Below are 21,759 nucleotides of genomic sequence, written 5' to 3' on the forward strand. Positions count from 1 at the left end.
TTTCTCAAACGGTGATCGGATTGGGCTTTTCGGGATCGATCTTGTATTTGCGAATCGCCTTGGCGACGGTTCCCGGGTCGATCGAACCTTCATCGGCCAACGAACGTAGCGCGGCCAGCGCGATGAAGTGGCGATTGACCTCGAAGAACTCACGCAGCTTGCGTCGGAAATCGCTGCGCCCGTAGCCATCGGTGCCGAGCGTCACGAACGGGCGTCCCGCGAACGAAGCGATCTGCTGCGAGAACGCATGAATATAATCGGTCGCCGCGATACCTGGGCCGCGCCGGCCATCGAGCGACGTTTCGATAAACGAGCGGCGTTGCGTTTTGTCGGGATGCAGTAGATTCCAGCGACGAGCGTCGATGGCGTCGCGCTGGATTTGGTTGAAGCTCGTGACGCTCCACACGTCGCTGTCGACGTTCCAATCGTCGCGCAATAGATCGGCTGCCGCCAGCGACTCGCGCAAAATCGCGCCCGAGCCGAACAACTGCACGCACGGCCCGCTGCCGTCGCCGGCGGCGTCGCGTATCCGATGCATTCCGCGTAGAATGCCTTCGCGGGCGCCCTGGCGCATCGCCGGCTGCGGATAGTTTTCGTTCAGCAACGTGATGTAGTAGAACACGTCTTCTTGATCGACCAGCATACGTTGCAGTCCGTCGGCAATGATGACTGCTAATTCGTACCCGTAACTCGGATCGTAGCTCACGCAGTTCGGAATAAATGACGCGGCGACTTGGCTGCTGCCGTCTTCGTGCTGCAAGCCTTCGCCGTTCAGCGTGGTGCGGCCGGACGTCGCGCCGAGCAAGAAGCCGCGGCTGCGACTGTCGCCTCCGGCCCACGCCAGATCGCCGATGCGTTGGAAGCCGAACATCGAGTAGAAGATATAGAATGGGATCATCGGCAGGTTGTGCGTGGAGTAGGACGTTCCGGCCGCGATCCACGACGAATAAGCTCCGGCCTCGTTGATGCCTTCTTGCAGAATTTGGCCCAGCTTATCTTCGCGATACCACATCAACTGTTCGGCGTCTTGCGGATGATACAACTGGCCGACCGACGAGTAGATGCCGAGTTGGCGGAACATGCCTTCCATGCCGAACGTGCGCGACTCGTCGGCGACGATCGGCACTACGCGCGGCCCGATCGTTTGGTCGCGAACGATCGTGTTGAGGATGCGCACGAAGGCCATCGTCGTGGATATCGCGCGTTCGCCCGTGCCTTGTAACACAGAATCGAACGCCGATAGCTCGGGAACCGGAAGTGATGCCGATGAGCGGCGGCGCTGCGGTACTTGTCCGAGCGCGGCGACACGCTCGCGCAAGTATTGCATTTCGGGTGAGTCGTCGGCCGGTTTGAAGAACGGCACCGACTCGATATCCTTGTCGGGAATCGGAATCGAGAAGCGATCGCGGAACGCCCGCATCGCTTCGAGTTCCATCTTTTTGGCTTGATGGGCGATGTTCTGCGCTTCGCCGGCCGCGCCCATGCCGTAGCCTTTGACCGTCATCGCGAGCACGACGGTCGGTTGCCCGCGATGTTCGGTCGCCTTGCGATAGGCGGCGTACACTTTGAGCGAGTCGTGACCTCCGCGTTGCAACGCCCAAATCTCGTCGTCGGTCCAATCCGCAACCAGCGCTTTGGTCTCGGGATAGCGCCCGAAAAATGCATCGCGTACGAAGCGGCCGTTACGGCTCTTGAACGTCTGATAATCGCCGTCGACGCACTCCGTCATCAGCTTAACCAACCGTCCGGTCGTGTCTTGATGCAGCAGCGGATCCCACTTGCTGCCCCACACCACCTTGATGACGTTCCAGCCCGCGCCCTTAAAAACGCGTTCGAGTTCTTGAATGATCTTGCCGTTGCCGCGCACCGGGCCGTCGAGTCGCTGCAGATTGCAGTTGATCACCCAAATCAGATTGTCGAGCTTCTCGCGTCCGGCCAGCGAAATGGCGCCGAGCGATTCGGGTTCGTCCATTTCGCCGTCGCCGTGGAACGCCCACACCTTACGGTCGGAGGTTTCGATCAGTCCCCGATCTTGGAGGTAACGCATGAAGCGCGCTTGGTAGATCGACATAATCGGCCCGAGGCCCATCGAGACCGTCGGGAACTGCCAGAAGTCCGGCATGAGCCACGGGTGCGGATACGACGACAGCCCGTTGCCGTCGACTTCTTGACGGAAACGATCGAGCTGCGCTTGGTCGATGCGGCCTTCCAAAAATGCGCGAGCGTAGAAGCCCGGCGCGGAATGGCCCTGCAGAAAGACTAAGTCGCCACCGAAGTTCTCGGACGGCGCGCGAAAGAAATGGTTGAAGCCGACATCGTACAGGGTTGCGGCCGATGCGAAGCTGGCGACGTGGCCGCCCAGCTCCGAGCTAACTTTGTTCGCGCGGATCACCATCGCCAAGGCATTCCAACGAACGTAATGGCGCAGGCGCGCCTCGAGTTCGCGGTCGCCGGGCATCGGCGGTTGGTCGCCGACGTCGATCGTGTTGATGTACGGAGTTTCGAGGCCGAGCGATACCATCGCGCCGCCGCGATTTGCTTCTTCGACCAGGCGGCCGATGAGTTCACGCGCGCGGTCGGGGCCCTCGGCCGCTAAGACGCCGCGCATCGCGTCGAGCCATTCTTGCGTTTCAATCGGATCGGGATCGGTGGCGAAGCTCGTCATCGTTGGCAACCCTTTGCGCGCCTAGGGGCAATCCCTTGCGACGCGTCTAAGCGTCGGGGCAGCGGGAGCTCGCAGACGACGGGCTGAGAGGGCACGATGCCGACCGCAAGCACCTGATCCGGGTAATGCCGGCGAAGGGAGGAACCATGAAAGTCTACGTCCAGGGCAGCGACCCCTCGATTCGGGTACCCATGCGCGAAATTGCGCTGACCGACGGAACGTCGCACACGGTATACGACACCAGCGGACCGTATTCGGACGCCACGCCGTTCGACGATATTCGCGGCGGCCTGCGCCCGTTACGCGAGCGTTGGATCGAGGGGCGCGGCGACACCGAAGTGCTAGCACGACCGACGTCGACCTACCGGCGCGGCCGCGAGGCCATGCCGCAACTCGACGAGGTGCGTTTTCCACACCGCGCGATCGTTCGACGAGCCAAATCCGGGCAGAACGTGTCGCAGATGCACTACGCGCGTCGCGGCGAGGTGACGCCCGAGATGGAGTTCATCGCGATTCGCGAGGGCATGGATCCGCAGATCGTGCGCGAGGAAGTCGCCCGCGGCCGCGCGATCATTCCGTCGAACGTCAATCATCCCGAAAGCGAACCGATGATCATCGGCCGGAACTTTCTGGTGAAGATCAACGCCAATATCGGCAACTCGGCCGTGAGTTCGTCGATCGACGAAGAGGTCGAGAAAATGACGTGGGCGACGCGTTGGGGCGCCGACACGGTGATGGATCTATCGACCGGCAAGAACATTCACGAGACGCGCGAGTGGATTCTGCGCAACTCACCGGTACCGATCGGAACCGTGCCGATTTATCAAGCGCTCGAGAAAGTCGGCGGAAAAGCCGAAGACCTGACGTGGGAACTGTTCGCCGACACGTTGATCGAGCAGGCCGAACAGGGCGTCGACTATTTCACGATTCACGCCGGCGTGCTGTTGCGCTACGTGCCGCTGACGGCGGAGCGCGTTACCGGCATCGTGTCGCGCGGTGGATCCATCATGGCCAAGTGGTGCCTCTCGCATCACCGCGAGAACTTCTTGTACGAACATTTCGAAGATATCTGCGAGATCATGAAAGCCTACGACGTCGCGTTCTCGCTGGGCGACGGCTTGCGGCCCGGCTGCACCGCCGATGCCAACGATGCCGCGCAATTCGGCGAGCTCGAAACGCTCGGCGAACTGACGAAAATCGCGTGGAAGCACGACGTGCAGACGATGATCGAAGGCCCCGGGCACGTACCGATGCACCTGATCAAAGAAAACATGGAGAAGCAGCTCGAGGTGTGCGGCGAGGCGCCGTTCTACACGCTCGGCCCGCTCGTTACCGACATCGCGCCGGGTTACGATCACATTACCAGCGCCATCGGTGCGGCCATGATCGGCTGGTTTGGCACGGCGATGCTGTGCTACGTCACACCCAAAGAACACCTAGGCTTGCCGAACAAAAAAGACGTCAAGGACGGTGTGATCGCATATAAAATCGCGGCGCATGCAGCCGACCTTGCAAAGAACCATCCGCGCGCCCGTCATTGGGACGATGTATTGTCGAAGGCACGCTTCGAGTTTCGCTGGGAAGATCAGTTCGATCTGTCGCTCGATCCCGAAACGGCGCGCGAGTTTCATGACGAAACGCTGCCGTCGGCCGGCGCCAAAGTCGCGCACTTCTGCTCGATGTGCGGCCCGCATTTCTGTTCGATGAAGATCACGCAAGAGGTGCGCGAGTTCGCTCAACGCGGCATGGAAGAAAAATCGCGTGAGTTCGCCGAGCTCGGCTCGGACGTTTACGTCCCGGTTTCGTGACGTCGCCGCGGTCGTGTTCGACCGCGACGAAACGTTGATCGTCGACGTTCCGTTCAACGGCGATCCCGATCGCGTTACCGCCGAACCGGACGTGCGTGCGGCGCTCGACCGGTTACGGGCGGCAGGCTTGCCGCTGGCGGTCGTGAGCAATCAAAGCGGCGTCGGCCGCGGATATATCACGCTCGAGCAGGTCGACGCGGTCAATCGCCGCGTCGACCAACTGCTCGGACCGTTCGCCGGTTTCTTTCTCTGTCCGCACGCTCCGGAGGACGGCTGCGACTGTCGCAAACCGCAGCCGAGGTTGATTCTCGACGCCGCCCGCGCGATGAACGTTGCACCGCAACGCTGCGTGGTGATCGGCGATCGCGATAGCGATGTCGAAGCCGCCGTGCGTGCCGGCGCGATCCCGCTAAAAATACAAGGGCCGCGAGAACTTCCCGCGGCCGTCGATCGAATTCTACAAGAACGACTGGGCTAGCGAACCGAAGCGGTCGCCGATCCGTCGAGCCAATAATCGACGTCGGGTGCGTGTGCGATCGCGAGCGTTTGCAGCGGAAGGCGCACGGTCTTAGCGATTTCTTTCCACGCGTTCATCACGCGGACGACGTAATTTTGCGTCTCATCGAAGGGTGGGATGCCGCCGTAATCGGTCACGGCTTTCGGACCGGCATTATACGCCGCGAACACGAGATCGAAATGGCTGGGTCCGAATCGCTCCATCAGCCCGGCGAGATAGCGCGCGGCGCCGGAGAGATTTTGCCCTGGGTTGGATGGGTTGACGCCGAGCACGGCGGCCGTGCCGGGCATCAGTTGGCCTAAGCCGATCGCTCCGGCTCGCGATACGGCGTGGGTATGCCAGCGTGACTCGACGGTTACGACGGCTACCAGCATGTTTGCGTCGAGGCGCCAACGTTCGGCACTGGTGAGGACCCGGCGGGCGAGATCGCGGCTTTGCCAGCGCGGCAGCTGCGGATTAATCCGGTGCAGCATCCGCGCATAGACGGCCACGGTCGCGGGGGTGGGTTTGACCGGCGGTTGTGCCGCCATTCCCGGCCGGCAAAAACATCCGAACACGGCAGCAGACAACGCCGCTATCCGCAGGGCACGAGACCTGAGCATCGCCTCTGGGTTCGGGCCACCGCCTATCCGGCCTCCCCGGGAAGGCACCGCCCTGTGGAAAAAGGGTAGGGGTGAGCAGTTCGACCCCCAACCGCCGCCGGCGCTTCTTGACCATCTTTTCCATAGTGGCCTTCGTTGCAATGTGCCTCGCCATCGGCGTCTCGGAGTTGTGGGCGTATTACGTCAACGTGCCGCACTACAAGGCAGCCGGGCACACCCAGACCGGCGGTCGAAGCTCCCAACCATGAAGGCATCGACCATCCCAGCCGCGCTGGCCGTTCTCGCGCTAGCCGCCTGCGCATCGCAAACCGCGCCGGTGATGCCGGTGCAGCAGATCGTTCAATCGCAAACCACGCACCAGCCCCTCGGCCTCGTCCAATATAACGGCGCGACGAACGTCGCTGCAGCCTGTCCGGTTCCGGACACCAGCATTCCGGGCGATCCGCAATGCTACGCGTTGCTGCGCACCGACGTCGCCGGCGCGGCCGGACAAATGCTGCCGGCCGGCCAGAAGCCCGCGGGATACGGTCCGAAAGATTTTCGTTCGGCATATAACCTGCCGTCGAAAGGCGGAAGCGGACAGACGGTCGCGCTGGTCGACTTCTACGACGATCCGAATGCCGAATCGGATCTCGCGGTGTATCGCGCAGAATACGGTTTGCCGCCGTGCACCACGGAAAACGGTTGTTTTCGCAAAGTGAATCAGGACGGCAAACAATCGCATTACCCCAAGCCCAGTGGTGGTTGGGCCGGGGAGATTGCGATCGACATCGAGATGGCCTCGGCCGTGTGTCCGCAATGCCATATCCTCCTGGTCGAAGCCCGCACGTCCGGCAACAAGGGCGAAGATACGGCGATCGCGCTCGGCGCCGACGTCGTCAGCAACAGTTGGGGTTATTACGGAAAATCTCCGTACGACAAAGCGTTCGATCACCCCGGACACATCATCACGGTCGCGAGCGGCGACACCGGTTATTCCAAACGCGCTACCGTTCCCGATTCGTTGTCGACCGTCGTCTCGGTCGGCGGCACGGCGTTGCGTAGCGCGACCAATGCTCGTGGATGGAGCGAAACCGCGTGGCGCGGATCGACCAGCGAATGTAACGTGTTGGTGAAGAAGCCGTCGTGGCAGCTCGATACCGGTTGTACCGGACGCACCGAAACCGACGTGTCGGCGGTGGCCGACCCCGGTACCGGCGTGGCCGTGTACGATTCGTACAAAGCGCCGGGTTGGGTGATCTACGGCGGCACGAGTGTGGCCAGCCCGATCGTCGCCGGCATTTACGCGCTCGCCGCCAACGAAAAGTCGTTAACCTACGCGCAATCGTTGTATACCAATGCCGCCGATCTCAACGACGTCGTGACCGGCGACAACGGCGACTGCGGCACGTATATCTGCGATGCGGGTCCGGGCTACGATGGGCCGACCGGCAACGGAACGCCGAACGGATTGAAGGCGTTCTAGCGTAACCGGCGCAGCATTGCGTCGTGTTTGTACGACCCGCCGGCGCCGAAGTGCACCACCGCGGCATCGGACGGCGCGAGCAAATATAGGCCTTGACCGCCCGATCCGCTTGCATAGGGAATAACCGCCGCGCCGCCGGCGGGTGCGTCGAGCCACCAGCCGAGGCCATAGCGCGGGTTGGCGGCCGTGCCGTTAAAACAATCGGCAAACGCATCGTAGCGCTCGAGCACGTAGCGCCCGTAATTCGACCATGCCGCGGCGCTCATCGAGGCGCCGGTCGGCAGCGGTTGCGTCCCATCGGATAGGCTGCGCCAAGTGGCGACTTCGGCGTTTGCCGGTTGTAAGACGCGTTGCCGCAAGTACTCGTGCGGCGTCACGTCGAGCGCGCGCAGCGCATGCGTAAAGACGGCTCCGAAGACTTGCAGCGATATGCCGGTGTAGGTGAACGTGCTGCCGGGTTCGTTCGCTAGCGGCATCTCCAACGCACGGTCATAGGTTGGAACGGCCGAGCCCAAACCGCCGAAGGCGTGACCGGCCGTCAACGTCAGCAGCATTCGCGGCGTCACCCGCCGCTTCCACGGATCGTCGCGCCACGCTTCGATCGTTTCGCACACCGGTTCGTCGAGGTTCAGAATGCCTTCACGCTGCGCGACCGTTGCCGCCACGCCCCAAAAACTCTTGGTGCCGCTGAACAGCTTGTGTGGTGTGTCGAGTGAGAATCCGTCGCCGTATGCTTGCGCGACGACGTCTGCACCGCGTCGTACCACCAAGGCTTCGAGCCGGTGCCGTTGCGCGTATTCGAGGGCCGCATCGGTATCCATTAAGGGTTCACCACCGGGAGGAGCGTTCGCGACACAACCGCAACTGCCGCTTAGATGAGGCCGTACGTTCTGCTGGTCGCATCCGTCGCGGCACTCGGCGGATTATTATTCGGCTACGACACGGGCGTAATCTCCGGCGCGATTCTCTTTATCACGCGAGATTTCACGCTCGATACGCGCGCCCAAGAGTTCACCATCAGCGTGGTGCTGCTCGGCTGCATCGCCGGATCGGCGGTTACCGGAGCGCTGGCCGACGCGATCGGTCGACGCCGGACGCTGTTACTCGCCGGAGTGGTCTTTTTGGTTGGCGCATTGGTCTCGGCGTTGGCGCCAACCGAAAACATGCTGTTGTTCGGACGTCTGATCGTCGGCATCGGGATCGGCTTCAGCTCGGTCGTCGCGCCGTTGTACATCTCCGAGGTCGCGCCGGCATCGGTGCGCGGTGCGCTCGTCTCCTTGTATCAGTTCGCGATCACGGTCGGCATTCTGGCGGCATACATCGTCGACTATGCGTTCGCGCATTCGGGCGCATGGCGTTGGATGCTCGGATGCGCGGTCGTCCCGTCGTTGATCCTGATCGTCGGAATGATCGTGCTGCCCGAATCGCCACGCTATCTATTCAAGATCGGCCGCGATCGCGCCGCGCGTGAGGAACTCGCGCGCATTGCCGACACGCCGGCTCAAGCGACCGAAGAAGAACGGTTGATCGCCGACAGTCTCAAAACGACCGGCGGCGGCATCGCTGCGTTGTTCGGTCCGTCGGTCCGCTTCGCGCTGTTCGTCGGGGTCGGGCTGGCGGTTTTGCAACAAATTACCGGCATCAACGCCGTCATCTACTACGGCCCGCAGATTTTTCAGATGGCGGGAGTCGGATCGGCATCGGCGTCGATTTTGGCGCAGGCGCTGGTCGGCACCGTCAACGTCGTGCTGACGCTAGTGGCGATTTTCTTCGTCGATCGATTGGGGCGTAAACCGCTGCTCTACATCGGCCTGGCAGGCATGACGTTAGCCTTGACAGCGCTCGGATTGGCGTTCGCCGGAACGCATCCGGCGGGCGCGACCGCCGACGTCGCATTGACCGCGATGATGGTGTATGTCGGATGCTTCGCGTTTAGCCTCGGCCCGATCGTGTGGCTGCTGATCTCGGAGATCTTTCCGTTGCGGGTTCGTGGGATCGGCATGTCGATCTCGACGCTGGCTAACTGGGTCGGGAACTTTCTCGTATCGCAGTTTTTCTTGACGATGGTCGAGCATTTGGGACGCTCGGCAACGTTTTGGACGTATGCTGCCGTCTGCGTGATCACGATCGTTTTCGTCTGGCGCACCGTTCCGGAAACCAAACGCGAGCTGCTGGAACAGATTCGCGTCCGCCGCGCGTAACCAAGTATTGTGATCGCCTCGTCCGCTACGCCGAAGATGCACCCGGCCGCCTCCGCGTTGAAGAACGCCCCGATCCTCGCCCGGCGCCGGGCGAGTTGCTTCTGCGCGTGCGCGCGTGCGGCGTCTGTCGTACCGATTTGAACATCGCCAATGCCGAACTCGCGCCGCATCGTCCGTCGGTGGTGCCGGGCCATCAGATCGTCGGAACGATCGAAGCCGTGGGCGACGGCGTCGATGCATCTCGTATCGGACGGCGTGCCGGCGTCTCGTGGGTCGGTGGCGTCGACGGTACGTGCGAACAGTGTTTGGCGGGACGGGAGAATCTGTGCGATGCACCGGTGTTTACCGGCTACGATCGCGATGGTGGATACGCAGAGCTGGCGTGCGTTCGAGCGGATTTCGCGTTGGAGCTGCCCGAGGGTTTGGACGATTTGCGCGCCGCGCCGCTTCTGTGCGCCGGAATCATCGGGTATCGCGCGCTGCGCGTCGCCGGCGTGGAACGTGGCGAGCGCGTCGGATTGTTCGGATTCGGCTCCTCGGCACATCTCACGTTACCCGTGCTGCAATCGTGGGGCTGCGAAACGTACGTCGCAACGCGCGGAGAGAATCATCGCGCATTCGCACGCAAGCTCGGCGCCGATTGGGTAGGCGATGCCCTCGACCGTCCGCCGGTCCGGCTCGACCGCGCGATCACATTTGCGCCGTCGGGCGATGTCGTCATCGCCGCCTTATCGTCGTTGCGCAAGGGCGGCGTCGTCGCAATCAACGCGATCCATCTCGACCGCATACCGTCGTTCGATTACGACTCGCTACTTTGGGGCGAGCGGCAAATTCGCAGCGTCGCCAACATGACGCGCGACGACGCCCGCGACTTTCTAAAACTGGCGGCGGAAATCGCCATCGTCCCGCAGGTCGCGCAGTTCGAATTGCGCGACGCTTCGCGCGCGCTCGAGGCGATCGCAGACGACGGGCTCGATGGTTCGGCGGTAATGTATTGGGGAACGTGATGTGGAACGTGTCGAGGAACATGTCTATGAAAAGACGCGTGACGCTGGCGTGTTGTATGGCGGCGCTCACGCTGGACGGATGTGGCTCGCAGCCGGCACCGCTCGCTTCTGAGCGTATGTGGACGACCTATCAAATGGATTCGACCCATAACGCGGTCGTACCGGACTCTTTGGGGCCCGTGCGATGGACGCTGCAAGTGCACAGCAAGATCAACGGCGGCTTGGCATACGACGGCGAGCGGCTCTTCGCGGTCGACTTCGGCAAAGAACTGCTGGCGATCGCGCCGCGCGACGGCCGGCTTCTCTGGAAAGCTCGCGGCGATGATGTGTTGATGTCGACCCCGATCGTCGCCGAAGGTCTGGTGTTCGTCGGCTCGGGCACGAACGCGATAGTGACCGGTTCGAACGGGACTCCCATCTGGGGGCGCCGGCGCGGAAACCACTGGTATGCATTTCGGGCCGATAATGGGCGGTTGGTTTGGTCGTATGCAACCGTTGGTGAGGCCATGCCCTCGGCGGCGTATCGTGACGGAGTTCTCGTGTTCGCCACGGGCGACGGCTTCGCAACGGCAGTGCGGGCCGCGACCGGACGGCCGATATGGAAAGTGCCGCTTCCCGGCCACGTTTCGATGGCGTCGGCAGTGATATCCCAGAACCTCGCGTACTTCGTGACGACGAAAGACGAAGCACACCATTTTGGAACGTGGGGAAGCCAGACCGTCGCACTCGACTGGCGCTCGGGAAGGCGCATCTGGTCCGCACCGTTCGGAAATTCCGATTGCACGCCGACCGTTTTTGGTGCCGATTTGTTCGTTGAGGGCGTGAAAGACGGACCGATCGGGCCGCGCGAAGCGATCGGCTACAACGACGTCGTCGCCCTCAGCTCCATCACGGGAGCGTTGCGGTGGCGGTATCTCGGTGGCGATGGGTTTTATTCCGCAGTCGGCACGAACGAACGCGCGATCGCCGGCACCTATGCGAACCAAACGCTCTACCAGTCGCTGCCGTCGACGAATCGGCTGGTCGCATTGCGTGCCGCCGATGGCAGAGTCGTTTGGTCGGCGCGGACGAGCGGGCCGGTAAAAATGAGCCCGTTGGTACGGAACGGCCACGTCTACGTGGGAGACACAACCGGTGTGTTGTATTCGTTCGATTCGCGCACCGGCAAAACGCTGCGCGCCTGGGCCTTCGACGAGCCTTTTACTTCGGCGCCCCCGATCATCGTCGGTCGTACAATGTTCGTGCCGCAGAGCGACGCCGTTCGAGCCATACCGCTCGGTGAATTGTGACGGCGTCGACGTTAAACTCGCCCCAACGCGTTCTGTTCGTCGCTCATCCAAACGCTTTCCGGCAACCCGGCGGTGCGAAGACGCAAGTATTGTTCACGAAGCGAGCGGTAGAGGCGGCCGGCGTAGCGGTCGATATCGACGCGACGCTCGCCCCCGACGCGCGCGGTTACGATTTGGCACACGTCTTCGGCGTGTACGACCCGGAGGATGCGCAACAGCAGGTCGAAGCGTGTAAGGCCGCCGGCGTCCCCACCGCTCTTTCGCCGATGTGGTGGCCTCTGTACGACTTCTTCGGCCGGTCGCGCGGAATGAATGCAGTCTTGGCGGGCCCGGAAAAGCGTATCGCAGCGGGCTTGCAGCGCTTTCGAAACACGAAAACGGATCGTTTTCTACGGCCCAACGAGCGCCGGAAGTACGCGGTTCGATTGGAACTGCAACGCAGGATCATGCGCGCCGCCGATGTGTTGCTGCCGAATAGCGTCGTCGAGTCGTTTCTCTTGCGCAAAACGATGCGGCTTGCGGACCGGCCGATGGTCGTCGTGCATCACGCCGTCGACGTGCCGGTCGGAAACCACGGCTCCCAGGCACGCAGCGGCGTCCTCTGCGTGGGGCGTGTCGAGCCGATGAAGAATCAGGCGGCCTTGCTGTACGCTTTGCGCGACCTCGACGTCGACGTGAGTCTGGTCGGAGCGTGTTATGAGCCCGAGTATTTCAAAATCGTCGAACGTTATCTGGGCAGCAGGCGCAAATGGATCGGCGAGCTGACCCGTCAGGAGGCACTCGACGCCATGTCTCGCGCGGCCGTGCACGTTCTGCCGTCGTGGTTCGAATTTCCAGGGCTCGTATCGCTGGAGGCCGGGGCGATGGGCGCCCGCATCGTAGCGGCAGCCAACGGCACCGAGGGAGAGTATCTCGGCGACTCCGCGCTGTACGTGGATCCGGAGGATCCGGCCGGCATTCGCGCTGCCGTCGAACGCGCGCTCGCGTTGCCGCCGAGACGTTCGGGAGACGATTTGGATACACGCCTAGCTGGGTTCACGGAACGTGCGGTCGCGCAAAACACGCTTCGCGGCTACGACATCGCCCTGAAAAGTCGCTCGCATTGAATTCGGACTCGACGTCGCCGAAGCGTTCGGGATCCGGGATTCCCGGAATTTCGTCGCCGGCGGTGGCGGCGATTGTCGGCGGTCTCATCGCGGCCCTCATCGTGTTGCCGGGGCTCGGTCTCGGTACGCTTTGGGACAACAGCGAAACGACGTACGGCGAAGTAGCGCGCGAAATACTGCTCAGACACGACTGGCTGATCATGCACTTCAACGGCTCGAAGTACTTCGTGCAGCCGCCACTGTATTTTTGGCTAGCGGCCTTGTGCGCGAAGGCGTTTGGCGTGAGCGCGTTCTCGCTGCGTTTACCCTCGGCACTGGCAACCATCGCATTGTCGGCCATGACCGGCTATGCGGTCTCGCGTCAAGTCGGCGTACGAGCCGGCGTTTACGCCGCGCTCTTATTGTCGACGTGCGTGATGCAAGCGGTGATCGGCAGGTTGGCGATCATGGACGCATTGCTCGATTTAACGGTCTCGATGGCGATCTTTTGGTGGTTTCGCGGCTTGCAAAGCGGCAGAGCGCGGTATCATGCGTACGGCGCCGCGGCCGCGGGTTTCGGTTTCCTAGCGAAGGGATTCGTCGCTCCCGTCGTAGCGCTGCTCGTCATCATTCCGTACTTTTTTTGGAATCGCCGCCACGAACGGACCATCGCGCCATCCGTGCGCTCGTGTGTCTTGGCTGCTGCGGTATTCCTCGCCGTTTCGTTGCCGTGGCCGGTGCTGCTCTCGTCCACCGAGGGGTTCTCGATGGCACCGCTCGCGATTCTCTTCGGGCAATATACGATCGGGCGCTACACCGGAATCATCGAAAATCAAGGCGGCCCGCTTTGGTATTACCTCCCCGTCATCATCCTCGGCTTTTTTCCGTGGTTCGCATTTTTTCCGATGGCGATCGTTCGAGGAACGCAACTCCTCCGCGGCAGCGTCGACCCCGCGCGAGCCCGGTTGTTGCGCCTCGCATTCGTATGGATGGTGCTTCCGCTGGCGTTCTTCAGTCTGGCGCAGACGAAGCTACCGAACTATGTTGCTCTCGAATTTCCGGCGCTCGCGCTCCTGACGGCGCTGTACTTCGACGACATCGTCACCACCGGGCCGAATCGAGCGGCGGTTATCTCGGCGGCGTTCGTGCCGGTAACGATCGGCGGATTGGCGATCGCAATCGCGGCGTTCGTAAGCGACAACAAGCTGCACGCCGCCGCCGCGGCGATCCTTCCGGTACTCAGCGCGCTCGGCGCGGCGATATTCCTATTCGCACTGGTGGTGACGGTTCTGATCGCGTCGCGCTCGACCGCCTGGGCCGCACCGGTCGTGTTGGCTGCCGCCGCCATCGTCGCAATGGATACCGCGGCGATCGTGCTATTGCCGGCGGCCGAGGCGTTTAAACCCGTGCCGCGTCTTGCCGCGATCGTGCAACGCGAACGTCTGCCCGGCGACATCGTCGCCATCCAGAATACCAGGGGCGGAAATGCGTTGTTGTTTTATACCGCGCCGAAAGTCGAGGTTCTGGCGCCTTTCGGATCGCGTGCAAGAAGCGCGGATGGCGTCGATCCGCACGCTGCGATTTGCAATGCGCCGCGGGTCTGGGTCGTTGCGCCATTGCCAAAAACCGGCGAGCCGCAAACGTTCGGCCCGACATTCGGGCGTCAGCGCCGCCTGGTCGCGAGCGATCAGCGCGCCGTGCTGCTGTTATACTACGGCAGCGGTTGCGATTGAAATGTCCGGCCGTACGCAATTCGTACGCCGATCGCAAACACCGCCATTAGCGCGCACCACACCGGCAGTTTCGAGATCAGCCATAACGGCTGGTGCGTTTCGAGCCCCGCGATCACGGCATGCCATTCAATTTGCAGCAGCGAATTGGGTGCAAACGCACCAACCGCGAGCGGCGCCGGATGCGGAAGTTGCGGCGGATTCAGCTCCAACCAATAGATGCCGCCGGCAAATGCGAAGACCATCGCTACCGTGGTCCACACTCCGGCGCGTAAACAATACGCACATGCCGTCACGACGAAGACGCTCGCGAGCCATAACTTTTTGATGCCCGCGACGAGAACCCACGGCACCGCCAACACGGCCGTCGCTACGATCGCCAGCCTGCGCCACCACCCGGGCGCGTAGAGCGCGAACGTCAACGCTGCTGGTATGGCGAAACACATCTCGACGACGTGCACGAACACGCCGCCCATCACCGCGGTTGCGGCTGGAAAAAACACCAACAACTCGCGGCGACGAAGGCGCTCGGAAAGGCGCGGGGCCATCACCAATCCCGCGAGCGTGAGAACGGCGAATGAAGCGAATCCGGCACCTAACGCGACGCCGTTCGATGCACCGAAGAAATGCAGCGCGTAACTCAGGCTAAACTGCAGCGGAAACACGAGTTCGGCGCCGGCCTGAGCCGGCACCACCTGCGTGAGATACACCGCCGACGCGCTCGGACCGACCGCCAACCACGCCGTAATTGCGAAGAATGCGAGCACCGCAAGCGCGCTTGCGCGGGCCCGCGGAACGAACAGGAGCGTCGCCAGGATGACCGGCGTCCCGAGATGCGGTTCGATTGCCGTTGCCGCGGCAAAGACGCCTGCCCATGCGTCGCGGCGGCCGGCCAACATCCATCCGCAAACGGCTAACGCAACGAACGCGAACGGCACCACTTGCCCGGCGTCGATTTCTTCGAAACCAGCCGATAGGATCAACGCGGCAAGAACTGCGCCGAGCGGCAAGCCCAAACGCCATAACGCAAACGACGCCAACGTTAGCGCCGCAACGATTGCCAGCGACCATAACGCTCGCGCGACCGGATAAGAAACTATTGCGAGCGCCATGAGCGCGGGAAAATCGTACGGCGGCTGCGGAGCCGGCATCGCCATCGCCGGATTCGCGCGGAACGACGGCGACGTAACGACGCGATGTTCGCACGTACGCATCGGTTCGTAGCGATACGGATCGTGTCCGGAGTCGAGCACTTGGCCGGCGCAGTAGAACTCCGGCAGATCGTAGGCGACGTTCCACGGCAGATCGGCCTTGAGTCGCGCGAGGTCGCGCAACGCCGCGATGCCGAGCAACAACAAAAAAACCGCAATCGCTTTCGACCACCAGGTCGAAGGCGCGCGGCTCGTCGTTTTCATCTGACGTTCGTTCGGCTAGCTGCTAGAAGTTCGACAGGGGCAGAGCGCGTAAGTACTCCGTGTCGGTGACGAACAGCGTCTTGCCGAGAATGACCGGCGGCGACGTGGTGTACGGCCGGTCGTACGGAACCGCGGCGAGTACGGCGCCGGTGCGGGCATCGAGCCGGTAGAACACCCCTCCCGTGTCGCCGACGTAAACGCTGCCGCGGTCGATCACCGGGCTCATCTTGACGGAAGCGTTGGTGTGCATGTGCCACTTCACGCGTCCGGTCGCGGCGTCGAACGCGAGCAACTCGGACGTCGCCGGAATCGATTGATAGAGAACGCCGCCGTCGTACGTGCCGGCGATCGCGCGTTCGTTGGAACCGACTGCGGTGTAGTATCCGGTTGCGCTGGTATAGCGCCAGCGCATTTTGCCGGTCGTTTCATCGAGCGCGACCACGCTGTTGTTGCCGGTGGCTTCGAGCGGACCTTTCGGGCCGTCTTTGGCCGACTCGACGAACACCATGTTTTGCGCGACCGTCGGCGTGCAGTCGCCGTTACCGTATGGAGCGCTCCAGCGAATCGCGCCGGTGTGCAAATCCAGCGCGAGCGTATGGCTGCGGCCGATCTCGTAGACCTCCGGTTTGCCCTGCGTCGCGGCGAGAAACACGACCCCGCGATCGATCATCGCCGACGCCATCGTCGGGACGCCCGGTACCTGCGTCTTCCAAAGCAATCGACCGGTTAGCGCGTCGACCGCCTGCGCGAAATTATCACCGGTCGCGAATACCAACACGCCATTGTCGTAGGCGGCCGAGGGCATCGCTTCACCGACGGTCGGATACTGCCATACCGCCGCACCGCTATCGGCTTTGAAGGCGTACCAGTGATTGCCCGACGGCCGTCCCCATGCCGCCGATCCCTTACGTTCCCACAGTTGGCGGTTCGTCCCGGAGCCGACGAAGACCATGCCTCCGGCGACGATCGGACTCGACATCAGCACGTCGTCCGCGCGGGTGCGCCATTGCACCGCGCCGTTGGCCGGGTCGATCGCCAGCAGATCGCCCGCAAACGTTGCCGCATAGAGCCAGCGTCCGTCGTAGGCGAGTCCACCGTTCATCTTGGCTCCCGTGTCGATCGCGTAGGTCGTTTCGGGAAGTTGCGAAGGAAGCACCGCGTTATGCGTCAAGCCGTTCTGATACATCGTCCAGGTGACCGGCGAAGCGCTCGAGGCCGCATGATTGCAAGCCGAAAGCGCGAGCGCGACAAAAAGTGCGCCCGCGACGACGGATGATGACCGAAACAAGGGAACTAGTCAGGCATGACGCAGGCGAGTTGGTTGTGCCACTTCGCCTGCACGTTCTTTGCGGAAACGGTGTGATCGTGACCGTTGGCCGTGACGACGGCCGACGCACCTGAGGAGGAACGCGTGAACGTAATCGTATCGATGCCGGACGACGACGTGTCGACCTGCTCGGTGACGCCCGCCAAGCTGGACGAGCGTGCGTGTCCGAGCGTGAACGTAACGCTTCCCAGCGCGCCGCTGCACGCCGCCGCAGCTTGTTTGAACGTGAGCGTTGAGGGCGAAAGCGTCACCGCTGATGCGGCCGGCGCTGCGGTTTGCATTGCCGCTGCCAGCAACGCGAACAGCGCTAAACGGATGACCGGAGATTTCATGCGGTCGATAACTCCTCGATGCTAGGTTGAACGATTGAAAAACTTACGCGACGGCCGCCTAGTCCCTTTAATCGTGCTGCTGGCGAGCGTGCTCTCTGCGTGCGGTGGACGCGCCTCCGTGCCGGCCTCGACGTCCGCATCGATCGAAACGCCCGGAAGCTCGCGCTGCCACGTCCGCTTTTACGCGCCGAAGGGCGTGCCGCATCCGCATCTGACCGTCGCGCACGGTCCGGGATTGGTGATCGGGGGCGGCGGAACCGACGTCGACGCGGAGTTCGTCTGGATGCACGACACCGTGGTTGGATCGCATACGCGGCGGGGCGGCGACGTCGTTGTCTTGCGGGCCGACGGCAGCCAGGACTACGACGACTACATCTATCGACAGGCGCCATTCTGGTCGGTACGAACGATCAAGTTGCCGCCGTGCGCGACCGCGGGTGACATCGCGCACGCTGCCGCGATTGTTTCGCGATCGACGATCGTGTTTTTTGCCGGCGGTAATCAAGCCGAGTACGTCATCTGGAAGAACACGCCGCTGCAGGCGGCCGTACAAAATGTGTACGATCGCGGCGGCGCAGTCGGAGGCACGAGCGCCGGCGCGTCAATTCTTGGCCGCGACGTCTTCGATGCGGTCGCCGAAGGTGACGAACAAACCACGACCGACAACGCGGTGCACGATCCGTACGAGCACACGATTAGCTTCACATACGACTTTCTGCGGTTCGCGCCGCTGCGCGACACGGTTACAGACCCGCATTTCGTCGCTCGTAATCGATTTGGGCGCGAGGCGGTATTCGTCGCGCGACAGATCGCCGACGGGCGCGTGGCAAAGCAGCCGCCGGTCGCCTATGGCCTGGGCGTCGACGAAGCGGGCTCGGTTGTGATCGACAGACGCGGCGTCGGCACGTTGCTCGTCCAGTTTCACTCCGGATCCGCCTTCGCCATCGAAGAGCACGCCGCCAGAAGGATCGTAGCGGGAAAGCCGTTCGTCTCGTCGGTGCTCCACGTCACGCGCCTGGGCCCGGGCGATCGCTACGATTTCATACGGCACTGCGGCGACGAGCCGTCGTACGATGTGACCGTCGACGGCGATCGCCCGCATCCGATGATGTACGCGCCGGCCAATCCGTACCGCATTCCGGCGGGCAGCCGGCCGAGGCCGTGCCCGCATCGCGGCTAGCTACCGACTTTAAAGTGCGCGACCGAATTCCACAGACCAAAGACTTGCAGCAACCAGACGACGACCGCAATCACAACAACGGCGTTGAGGATCGATTTTATTGGTCCGGCCATCGGAATGTAGGTATTGATCAACCACAATAGGACGCCGACCACGATCAGGACGATAACGACTTCTAATAACGGCATGCTGCGTTGTACCCCGCATAGCGCCTGGATTCACATGGCCGGCGGCTCGTTCAGGTCGACGATCAGCGCGGAGTGATCGGTGAGTCGAAGCTCGCGAAACGAGTGGTCGTATTCCGCCGCGCGAACGGCCGGCAGCAGTGCGGCCGAAACGAAGGCCTTATCGATCCGCCAGCCGCTGCGGCCCACGTACTTGGCATCGCGACGGAAGGGCTGCCAGCTATAGTCGATTTGACCGGGATGGGCTGAGAGCCACGCCTCGGTCCAATATCGCTCGAGTTGTTCGTAGAGATCGGCGGTGCTAAACTCGTCGGCCAGGCGTCCGGTCCGGACATTGATCTCGATGTCGGTCTCGTTGCGGCCGGAGTTGAAATCGCCGATGCACAACGCGCGCGCACCGCGTTCGTTGTAGCGTTGCGCTGTTGCGATCAGCGACCGCAGATGCGGCCGCTTGCGGTCTTGTCCGGGCAGATAGACGCCGAAGATATCGATCGTTTCGAAGCGCGCTCGCACAACGGCGTCCGGATATTCGTCCGGTTCCAGCCCGAACGGATTGACGAGTGAGGCGAACGGGGTGCGCGCGGCGATCAACACGCCGTTATCCGCGGCGGAACCGGACCAGGCAGCATGCTCCAAGCCTCCCGCACGCAAGCCCGATCGCAAAAACTCGCCAGCAGCGGTATCGCGAAACTCGGAATACACCACGACGTCTGGTCGATGCTCGAGCGTTCCCGCAAGCAGTCCGCCGAGCTTCTTGCGGCTTCCGCCGGCGCGCAGGTTGAGGGCTAGGACGCGCATCGCGGTTCGATTCGCGCCGGGCCGGGTATCCCTGCTGTCGAGATGGATGAAACAATAAAACCCGATGTGCCACGGGGCGACAAGCCCCTAACGCCGGCCGAAGCCATTCGCGAGCAGCGCGATACGTACGGAGATTCGAGTGAGTCTCCGAACCGCCAGGATCAGGAAGACGAGCACGCAGGCGCCGAGAATTCGTAGTCATTATCGCGCTCGCCCAGGGAACCGCGCGAGATCGTCGCGGGAACGGCGCAACCCGCGCAGTAACTGACTTGCGATGACGATGCGGCGACCGTTAATACTGCTCTTATTCGTATTAGTGGCGATCGTTGTCGGACTCGTGCTCGGCGGCGTTGCGATTCGAAATTCGGTGGCGCAATCGTTCGCGACCGGTCAGCAGATTCGCAGTGCGCGAACGCTGGTGTTCGGCGCAATCGAATCGCAGCTGAATGAAGAGACCGGTATCCGCGGTTATGCCGCCACCGGCGACGCGGAGTTCTTGCAGCCTTACAACGTGGGCCGCGCGAACTTGCCGTCGATCTTCCCAAAGTTGGCGAGCCGTCTCCAGGCGTTGCATATGAGCGATGGGCTGGCAGACGTCGAAGCAGCGCGCGACACGAACGACCTATGGTTGCGTATCGTTGCCGCCCCGACGATTCGCGATCGCCATTACAAGGTGCTGGAGTCTGCGCGTCTCGGCAAGGTGTTGGTGGATCGTTTCCGATCGCAGATGGCGCGCCTCCAAATCGCGATGGACGCGCAAAACTCGTTGCTGCAGGAAGCCTATCAGCGAGATCTCGTGGAGCTCGGTTTGATCGTTGGGCTCTCGGCCCTCTTATTGCTCGCAACCGGATTGATCTTCGCTGACGCGCAAACGCGTGCATGGAATCGGATCGATGTGCAGCGTCGGGAACGACTGGAGCAGTCGATGCGCGAACGCGAGTTGCTGGCGACGCAGCGCGGTTTACGGGCTGCCTACGAGGCCGAGAAACGCATCGCCGACACGTTACAAGAAGCGTTCTCGCACAAACAGTTGCCGGCATCGCCCGCGGTCAGCTTTAGCGCGACATACGTGCCGGCGACCGACGAGGCGCGCGTCGGCGGAGATTGGTACGATGCGTTCGACATAGGCAACAATCGCATATTATTCAGCATCGGCGACATCGCGGGTCACGGTTTGTCGGCGGCGGTCGCAATGAGCCGCGTCCGCAATGAGATGTTGTCGGGCGCGCTGACGGATCTCAATGCCGAGGCGATTTTGGCTCGCGTGAACCATCGCATCCTAGCACAAGGCCCGCAAGCGCCGATTGCGACGGCGATTGTCGGAATCGCCGACGCCGAACGGTACGAATTCTTGTATGCGACGGCTGGCCATCCGCCGCCGGTACTGATCGAACCGGGCCGGCCGGCACGACTGCTCGCCTTCGGCGGATTGCCGTTGGGCGTGTCCGAAAAGAGTTCGTATCAAACGCGTCGCGTTCAGACCGTCCCCGGCGCGCGGTTCATCTTGTATACCGACGGCGTCATCGAACACACGAGAAATATTTTGGAAGGGGAGCGCTTGTTGCTGCAAGCGGCGAATGCAACGTCCACGGTCGACGACGCGGCCGAAGCAATTTATCGCTCGATCTTCAGCGATCACGGCGCATCCGACGACGTCGCCATCCTCACGATCGGCTTTTCGCTGATCCGGCGGCTGGGTATGACTGTTTCCGCCGAGGACGGAAACGCTTCGTTCCGGGGCGAGGTGCGTGGCGAGCAAACATCTCTCGCCCCGGACGGACCGGGCGTCGCAAATGGCGTTGCCGCATTGTGGGGATTGGCGTCATGAGCGATCGTTCAACGTTCGAAGTGATCAAGTTGGCCGGCGAGCTGGACGTCGCGCGCAAAGACGAGTTGCACGCCGCGCTCGTGATCGGCGCATCGGCGCGCGCGATCCTGTTAGATATGAGCGAGGTCACGTACGCCGACTCTACCGCTCTCACCGAGATGCTACGCTTTAGCACGCAGGCCGAACGAGAGCGCGTTCCGGTGGCGATCGTCGCGACGAGCCCGCAACTCGATCGCATTATCCATTACGCGGGCCTCAACGAAGTGTTCAAGATCTTTACCGATCGCGGCGAAGCCCTCAGCTACTTAGAATCGGCATCCTAGGC

At 62.5% G+C, this 21,759-nt stretch carries 20 protein-coding genes and 1 riboswitch; of the genes, 12 read left to right on the plus strand and 8 right to left on the minus strand.

The features are described 5' to 3' along the window. Positions 1-4: 4 nt before the first annotated feature. A complete protein-coding gene (aceE, locus tag VGF98_13420; protein HEY1682638.1) occupies positions 5-2,665 on the minus strand; it encodes a pyruvate dehydrogenase (acetyl-transferring), homodimeric type in 2,661 nt (886 codons plus the stop codon). A gap of 51 nt (positions 2,666-2,716) precedes the next feature. After that, positions 2,717-2,822: riboswitch (TPP riboswitch) on the plus strand. Between aceE and thiC the strand changes: the two genes are divergently transcribed. Both thiC and VGF98_13430 read left to right on the plus strand, forming a co-directional pair. After that, on the plus strand, positions 2,812-4,473 hold the full coding sequence (thiC, locus tag VGF98_13425) for a phosphomethylpyrimidine synthase ThiC (GenBank protein ID HEY1682639.1): 1,662 nt from the start codon (positions 2,812-2,814) through the stop codon (positions 4,471-4,473). (Overlaps the previous riboswitch by 11 nt.) Then, positions 4,427-4,951 carry an HAD family hydrolase gene (locus VGF98_13430; GenBank protein ID HEY1682640.1) on the plus strand — a complete coding sequence of 175 codons (525 nt, stop codon included), beginning with the start codon at positions 4,427-4,429 and terminating at the stop codon, positions 4,949-4,951. Before thiC ends, VGF98_13430 begins: the two co-directional genes overlap by 47 nt. On the opposite strand, the gene VGF98_13435 is transcribed toward VGF98_13430, so the two are convergent. Further along, complete coding sequence (locus VGF98_13435; protein ID HEY1682641.1) at positions 4,948-5,592, minus strand: lytic transglycosylase domain-containing protein; 645 nt, start codon at positions 5,590-5,592, stop codon at positions 4,948-4,950. The genes VGF98_13430 and VGF98_13435 overlap by 4 nt on opposite strands. 71 nt (positions 5,593-5,663) lie before the next feature. Here VGF98_13435 and VGF98_13440 point away from each other — a divergent pair, with 71 nt between their 5' ends. Further along, positions 5,664-5,840 carry a hypothetical protein gene (locus VGF98_13440; GenBank protein ID HEY1682642.1) on the plus strand — a complete coding sequence of 59 codons (177 nt, stop codon included), beginning with the start codon at positions 5,664-5,666 and terminating at the stop codon, positions 5,838-5,840. After that, the gene (locus tag VGF98_13445; protein ID HEY1682643.1) at positions 5,837-7,057 is read left to right on the plus strand and encodes a S8 family serine peptidase; all 1,221 of its coding nucleotides are present in this window, start codon (positions 5,837-5,839) and stop codon (positions 7,055-7,057) included. The genes VGF98_13440 and VGF98_13445 overlap by 4 nt, the downstream gene beginning before the upstream one ends. On the opposite strand, the gene VGF98_13450 is transcribed toward VGF98_13445, so the two are convergent. Then, entirely contained in the window at positions 7,054-7,878 is an 825-nt protein-coding gene (locus VGF98_13450) for a serine hydrolase (protein HEY1682644.1), read from the minus strand. The genes VGF98_13445 and VGF98_13450 overlap by 4 nt on opposite strands. A gap of 54 nt (positions 7,879-7,932) precedes the next feature. Here VGF98_13450 and VGF98_13455 point away from each other — a divergent pair, with 54 nt between their 5' ends. The 5 genes from VGF98_13455 (at position 7,933) to VGF98_13475 (ending at position 14,372) form a co-directional block, all read left to right on the plus strand. After that, the gene (locus tag VGF98_13455) at positions 7,933-9,258 is read left to right on the plus strand and encodes a sugar porter family MFS transporter (protein ID HEY1682645.1); all 1,326 of its coding nucleotides are present in this window, start codon (positions 7,933-7,935) and stop codon (positions 9,256-9,258) included. Further along, complete coding sequence (locus tag VGF98_13460; GenBank protein HEY1682646.1) at positions 9,153-10,265, plus strand: zinc-dependent alcohol dehydrogenase family protein; 1,113 nt, start codon at positions 9,153-9,155, stop codon at positions 10,263-10,265. The genes VGF98_13455 and VGF98_13460 overlap by 106 nt, the downstream gene beginning before the upstream one ends. Before the next feature lie 26 nt (positions 10,266-10,291). After that, positions 10,292-11,554, plus strand: coding sequence for a PQQ-binding-like beta-propeller repeat protein (locus VGF98_13465; GenBank protein ID HEY1682647.1), 1,263 nt, complete (start codon positions 10,292-10,294; stop codon positions 11,552-11,554). Between the two features lie 89 nt (positions 11,555-11,643). Next, entirely contained in the window at positions 11,644-12,660 is a 1,017-nt protein-coding gene (locus VGF98_13470) for a glycosyltransferase (GenBank protein HEY1682648.1), read from the plus strand. Continuing rightward, the gene (locus VGF98_13475; GenBank protein HEY1682649.1) at positions 12,657-14,372 is read left to right on the plus strand and encodes a glycosyltransferase family 39 protein; all 1,716 of its coding nucleotides are present in this window, start codon (positions 12,657-12,659) and stop codon (positions 14,370-14,372) included. Before VGF98_13470 ends, VGF98_13475 begins: the two co-directional genes overlap by 4 nt. On the opposite strand, the gene VGF98_13480 is transcribed toward VGF98_13475, so the two are convergent. The 3 genes from VGF98_13480 to VGF98_13490 are packed head-to-tail and all read right to left on the minus strand — an operon-like array spanning position 14,351 to position 17,443. Further along, on the minus strand, positions 14,351-15,784 hold the full coding sequence (locus VGF98_13480; protein ID HEY1682650.1) for a hypothetical protein: 1,434 nt from the start codon (positions 15,782-15,784) through the stop codon (positions 14,351-14,353). The genes VGF98_13475 and VGF98_13480 overlap by 22 nt on opposite strands. Positions 15,785-15,806: 22 nt before the next feature. Next, the gene (locus VGF98_13485) at positions 15,807-17,072 is read right to left on the minus strand and encodes a PQQ-binding-like beta-propeller repeat protein (GenBank protein ID HEY1682651.1); all 1,266 of its coding nucleotides are present in this window, start codon (positions 17,070-17,072) and stop codon (positions 15,807-15,809) included. A 5-nt stretch (positions 17,073-17,077) separates the two neighbouring features. Further along, complete coding sequence (locus tag VGF98_13490; GenBank protein ID HEY1682652.1) at positions 17,078-17,443, minus strand: hypothetical protein; 366 nt, start codon at positions 17,441-17,443, stop codon at positions 17,078-17,080. Positions 17,444-17,477: 34 nt separating this feature from the next. Between VGF98_13490 and VGF98_13495 the strand changes: the two genes are divergently transcribed. Next, a complete protein-coding gene (locus tag VGF98_13495) occupies positions 17,478-18,623 on the plus strand; it encodes a hypothetical protein (protein HEY1682653.1) in 1,146 nt (381 codons plus the stop codon). Here VGF98_13495 and VGF98_13500 read toward each other — a convergent pair. Continuing rightward, complete coding sequence (locus VGF98_13500) at positions 18,620-18,811, minus strand: Thivi_2564 family membrane protein (protein HEY1682654.1); 192 nt, start codon at positions 18,809-18,811, stop codon at positions 18,620-18,622. The two genes, VGF98_13495 and VGF98_13500, sit on opposite strands and share 4 nt — an antisense overlap. A gap of 30 nt (positions 18,812-18,841) precedes the next feature. Continuing rightward, the gene (locus VGF98_13505; GenBank protein HEY1682655.1) at positions 18,842-19,606 is read right to left on the minus strand and encodes an endonuclease/exonuclease/phosphatase family protein; all 765 of its coding nucleotides are present in this window, start codon (positions 19,604-19,606) and stop codon (positions 18,842-18,844) included. 274 nt (positions 19,607-19,880) lie between these two features. On the opposite strand from VGF98_13505, the gene VGF98_13510 reads away from it, so the two are divergent. Further along, positions 19,881-21,434 carry a SpoIIE family protein phosphatase gene (locus VGF98_13510; protein ID HEY1682656.1) on the plus strand — a complete coding sequence of 518 codons (1,554 nt, stop codon included), beginning with the start codon at positions 19,881-19,883 and terminating at the stop codon, positions 21,432-21,434. Continuing rightward, positions 21,431-21,757 carry an STAS domain-containing protein gene (locus VGF98_13515; protein ID HEY1682657.1) on the plus strand — a complete coding sequence of 109 codons (327 nt, stop codon included), beginning with the start codon at positions 21,431-21,433 and terminating at the stop codon, positions 21,755-21,757. The genes VGF98_13510 and VGF98_13515 overlap by 4 nt, the downstream gene beginning before the upstream one ends. Positions 21,758-21,759: the final 2 nt, after the last annotated feature.

It is taken from the genome of Candidatus Tumulicola sp., from assembly GCA_036490475.1.
GTDB lineage: Bacteria > Vulcanimicrobiota > Vulcanimicrobiia > Vulcanimicrobiales > Vulcanimicrobiaceae > Tumulicola.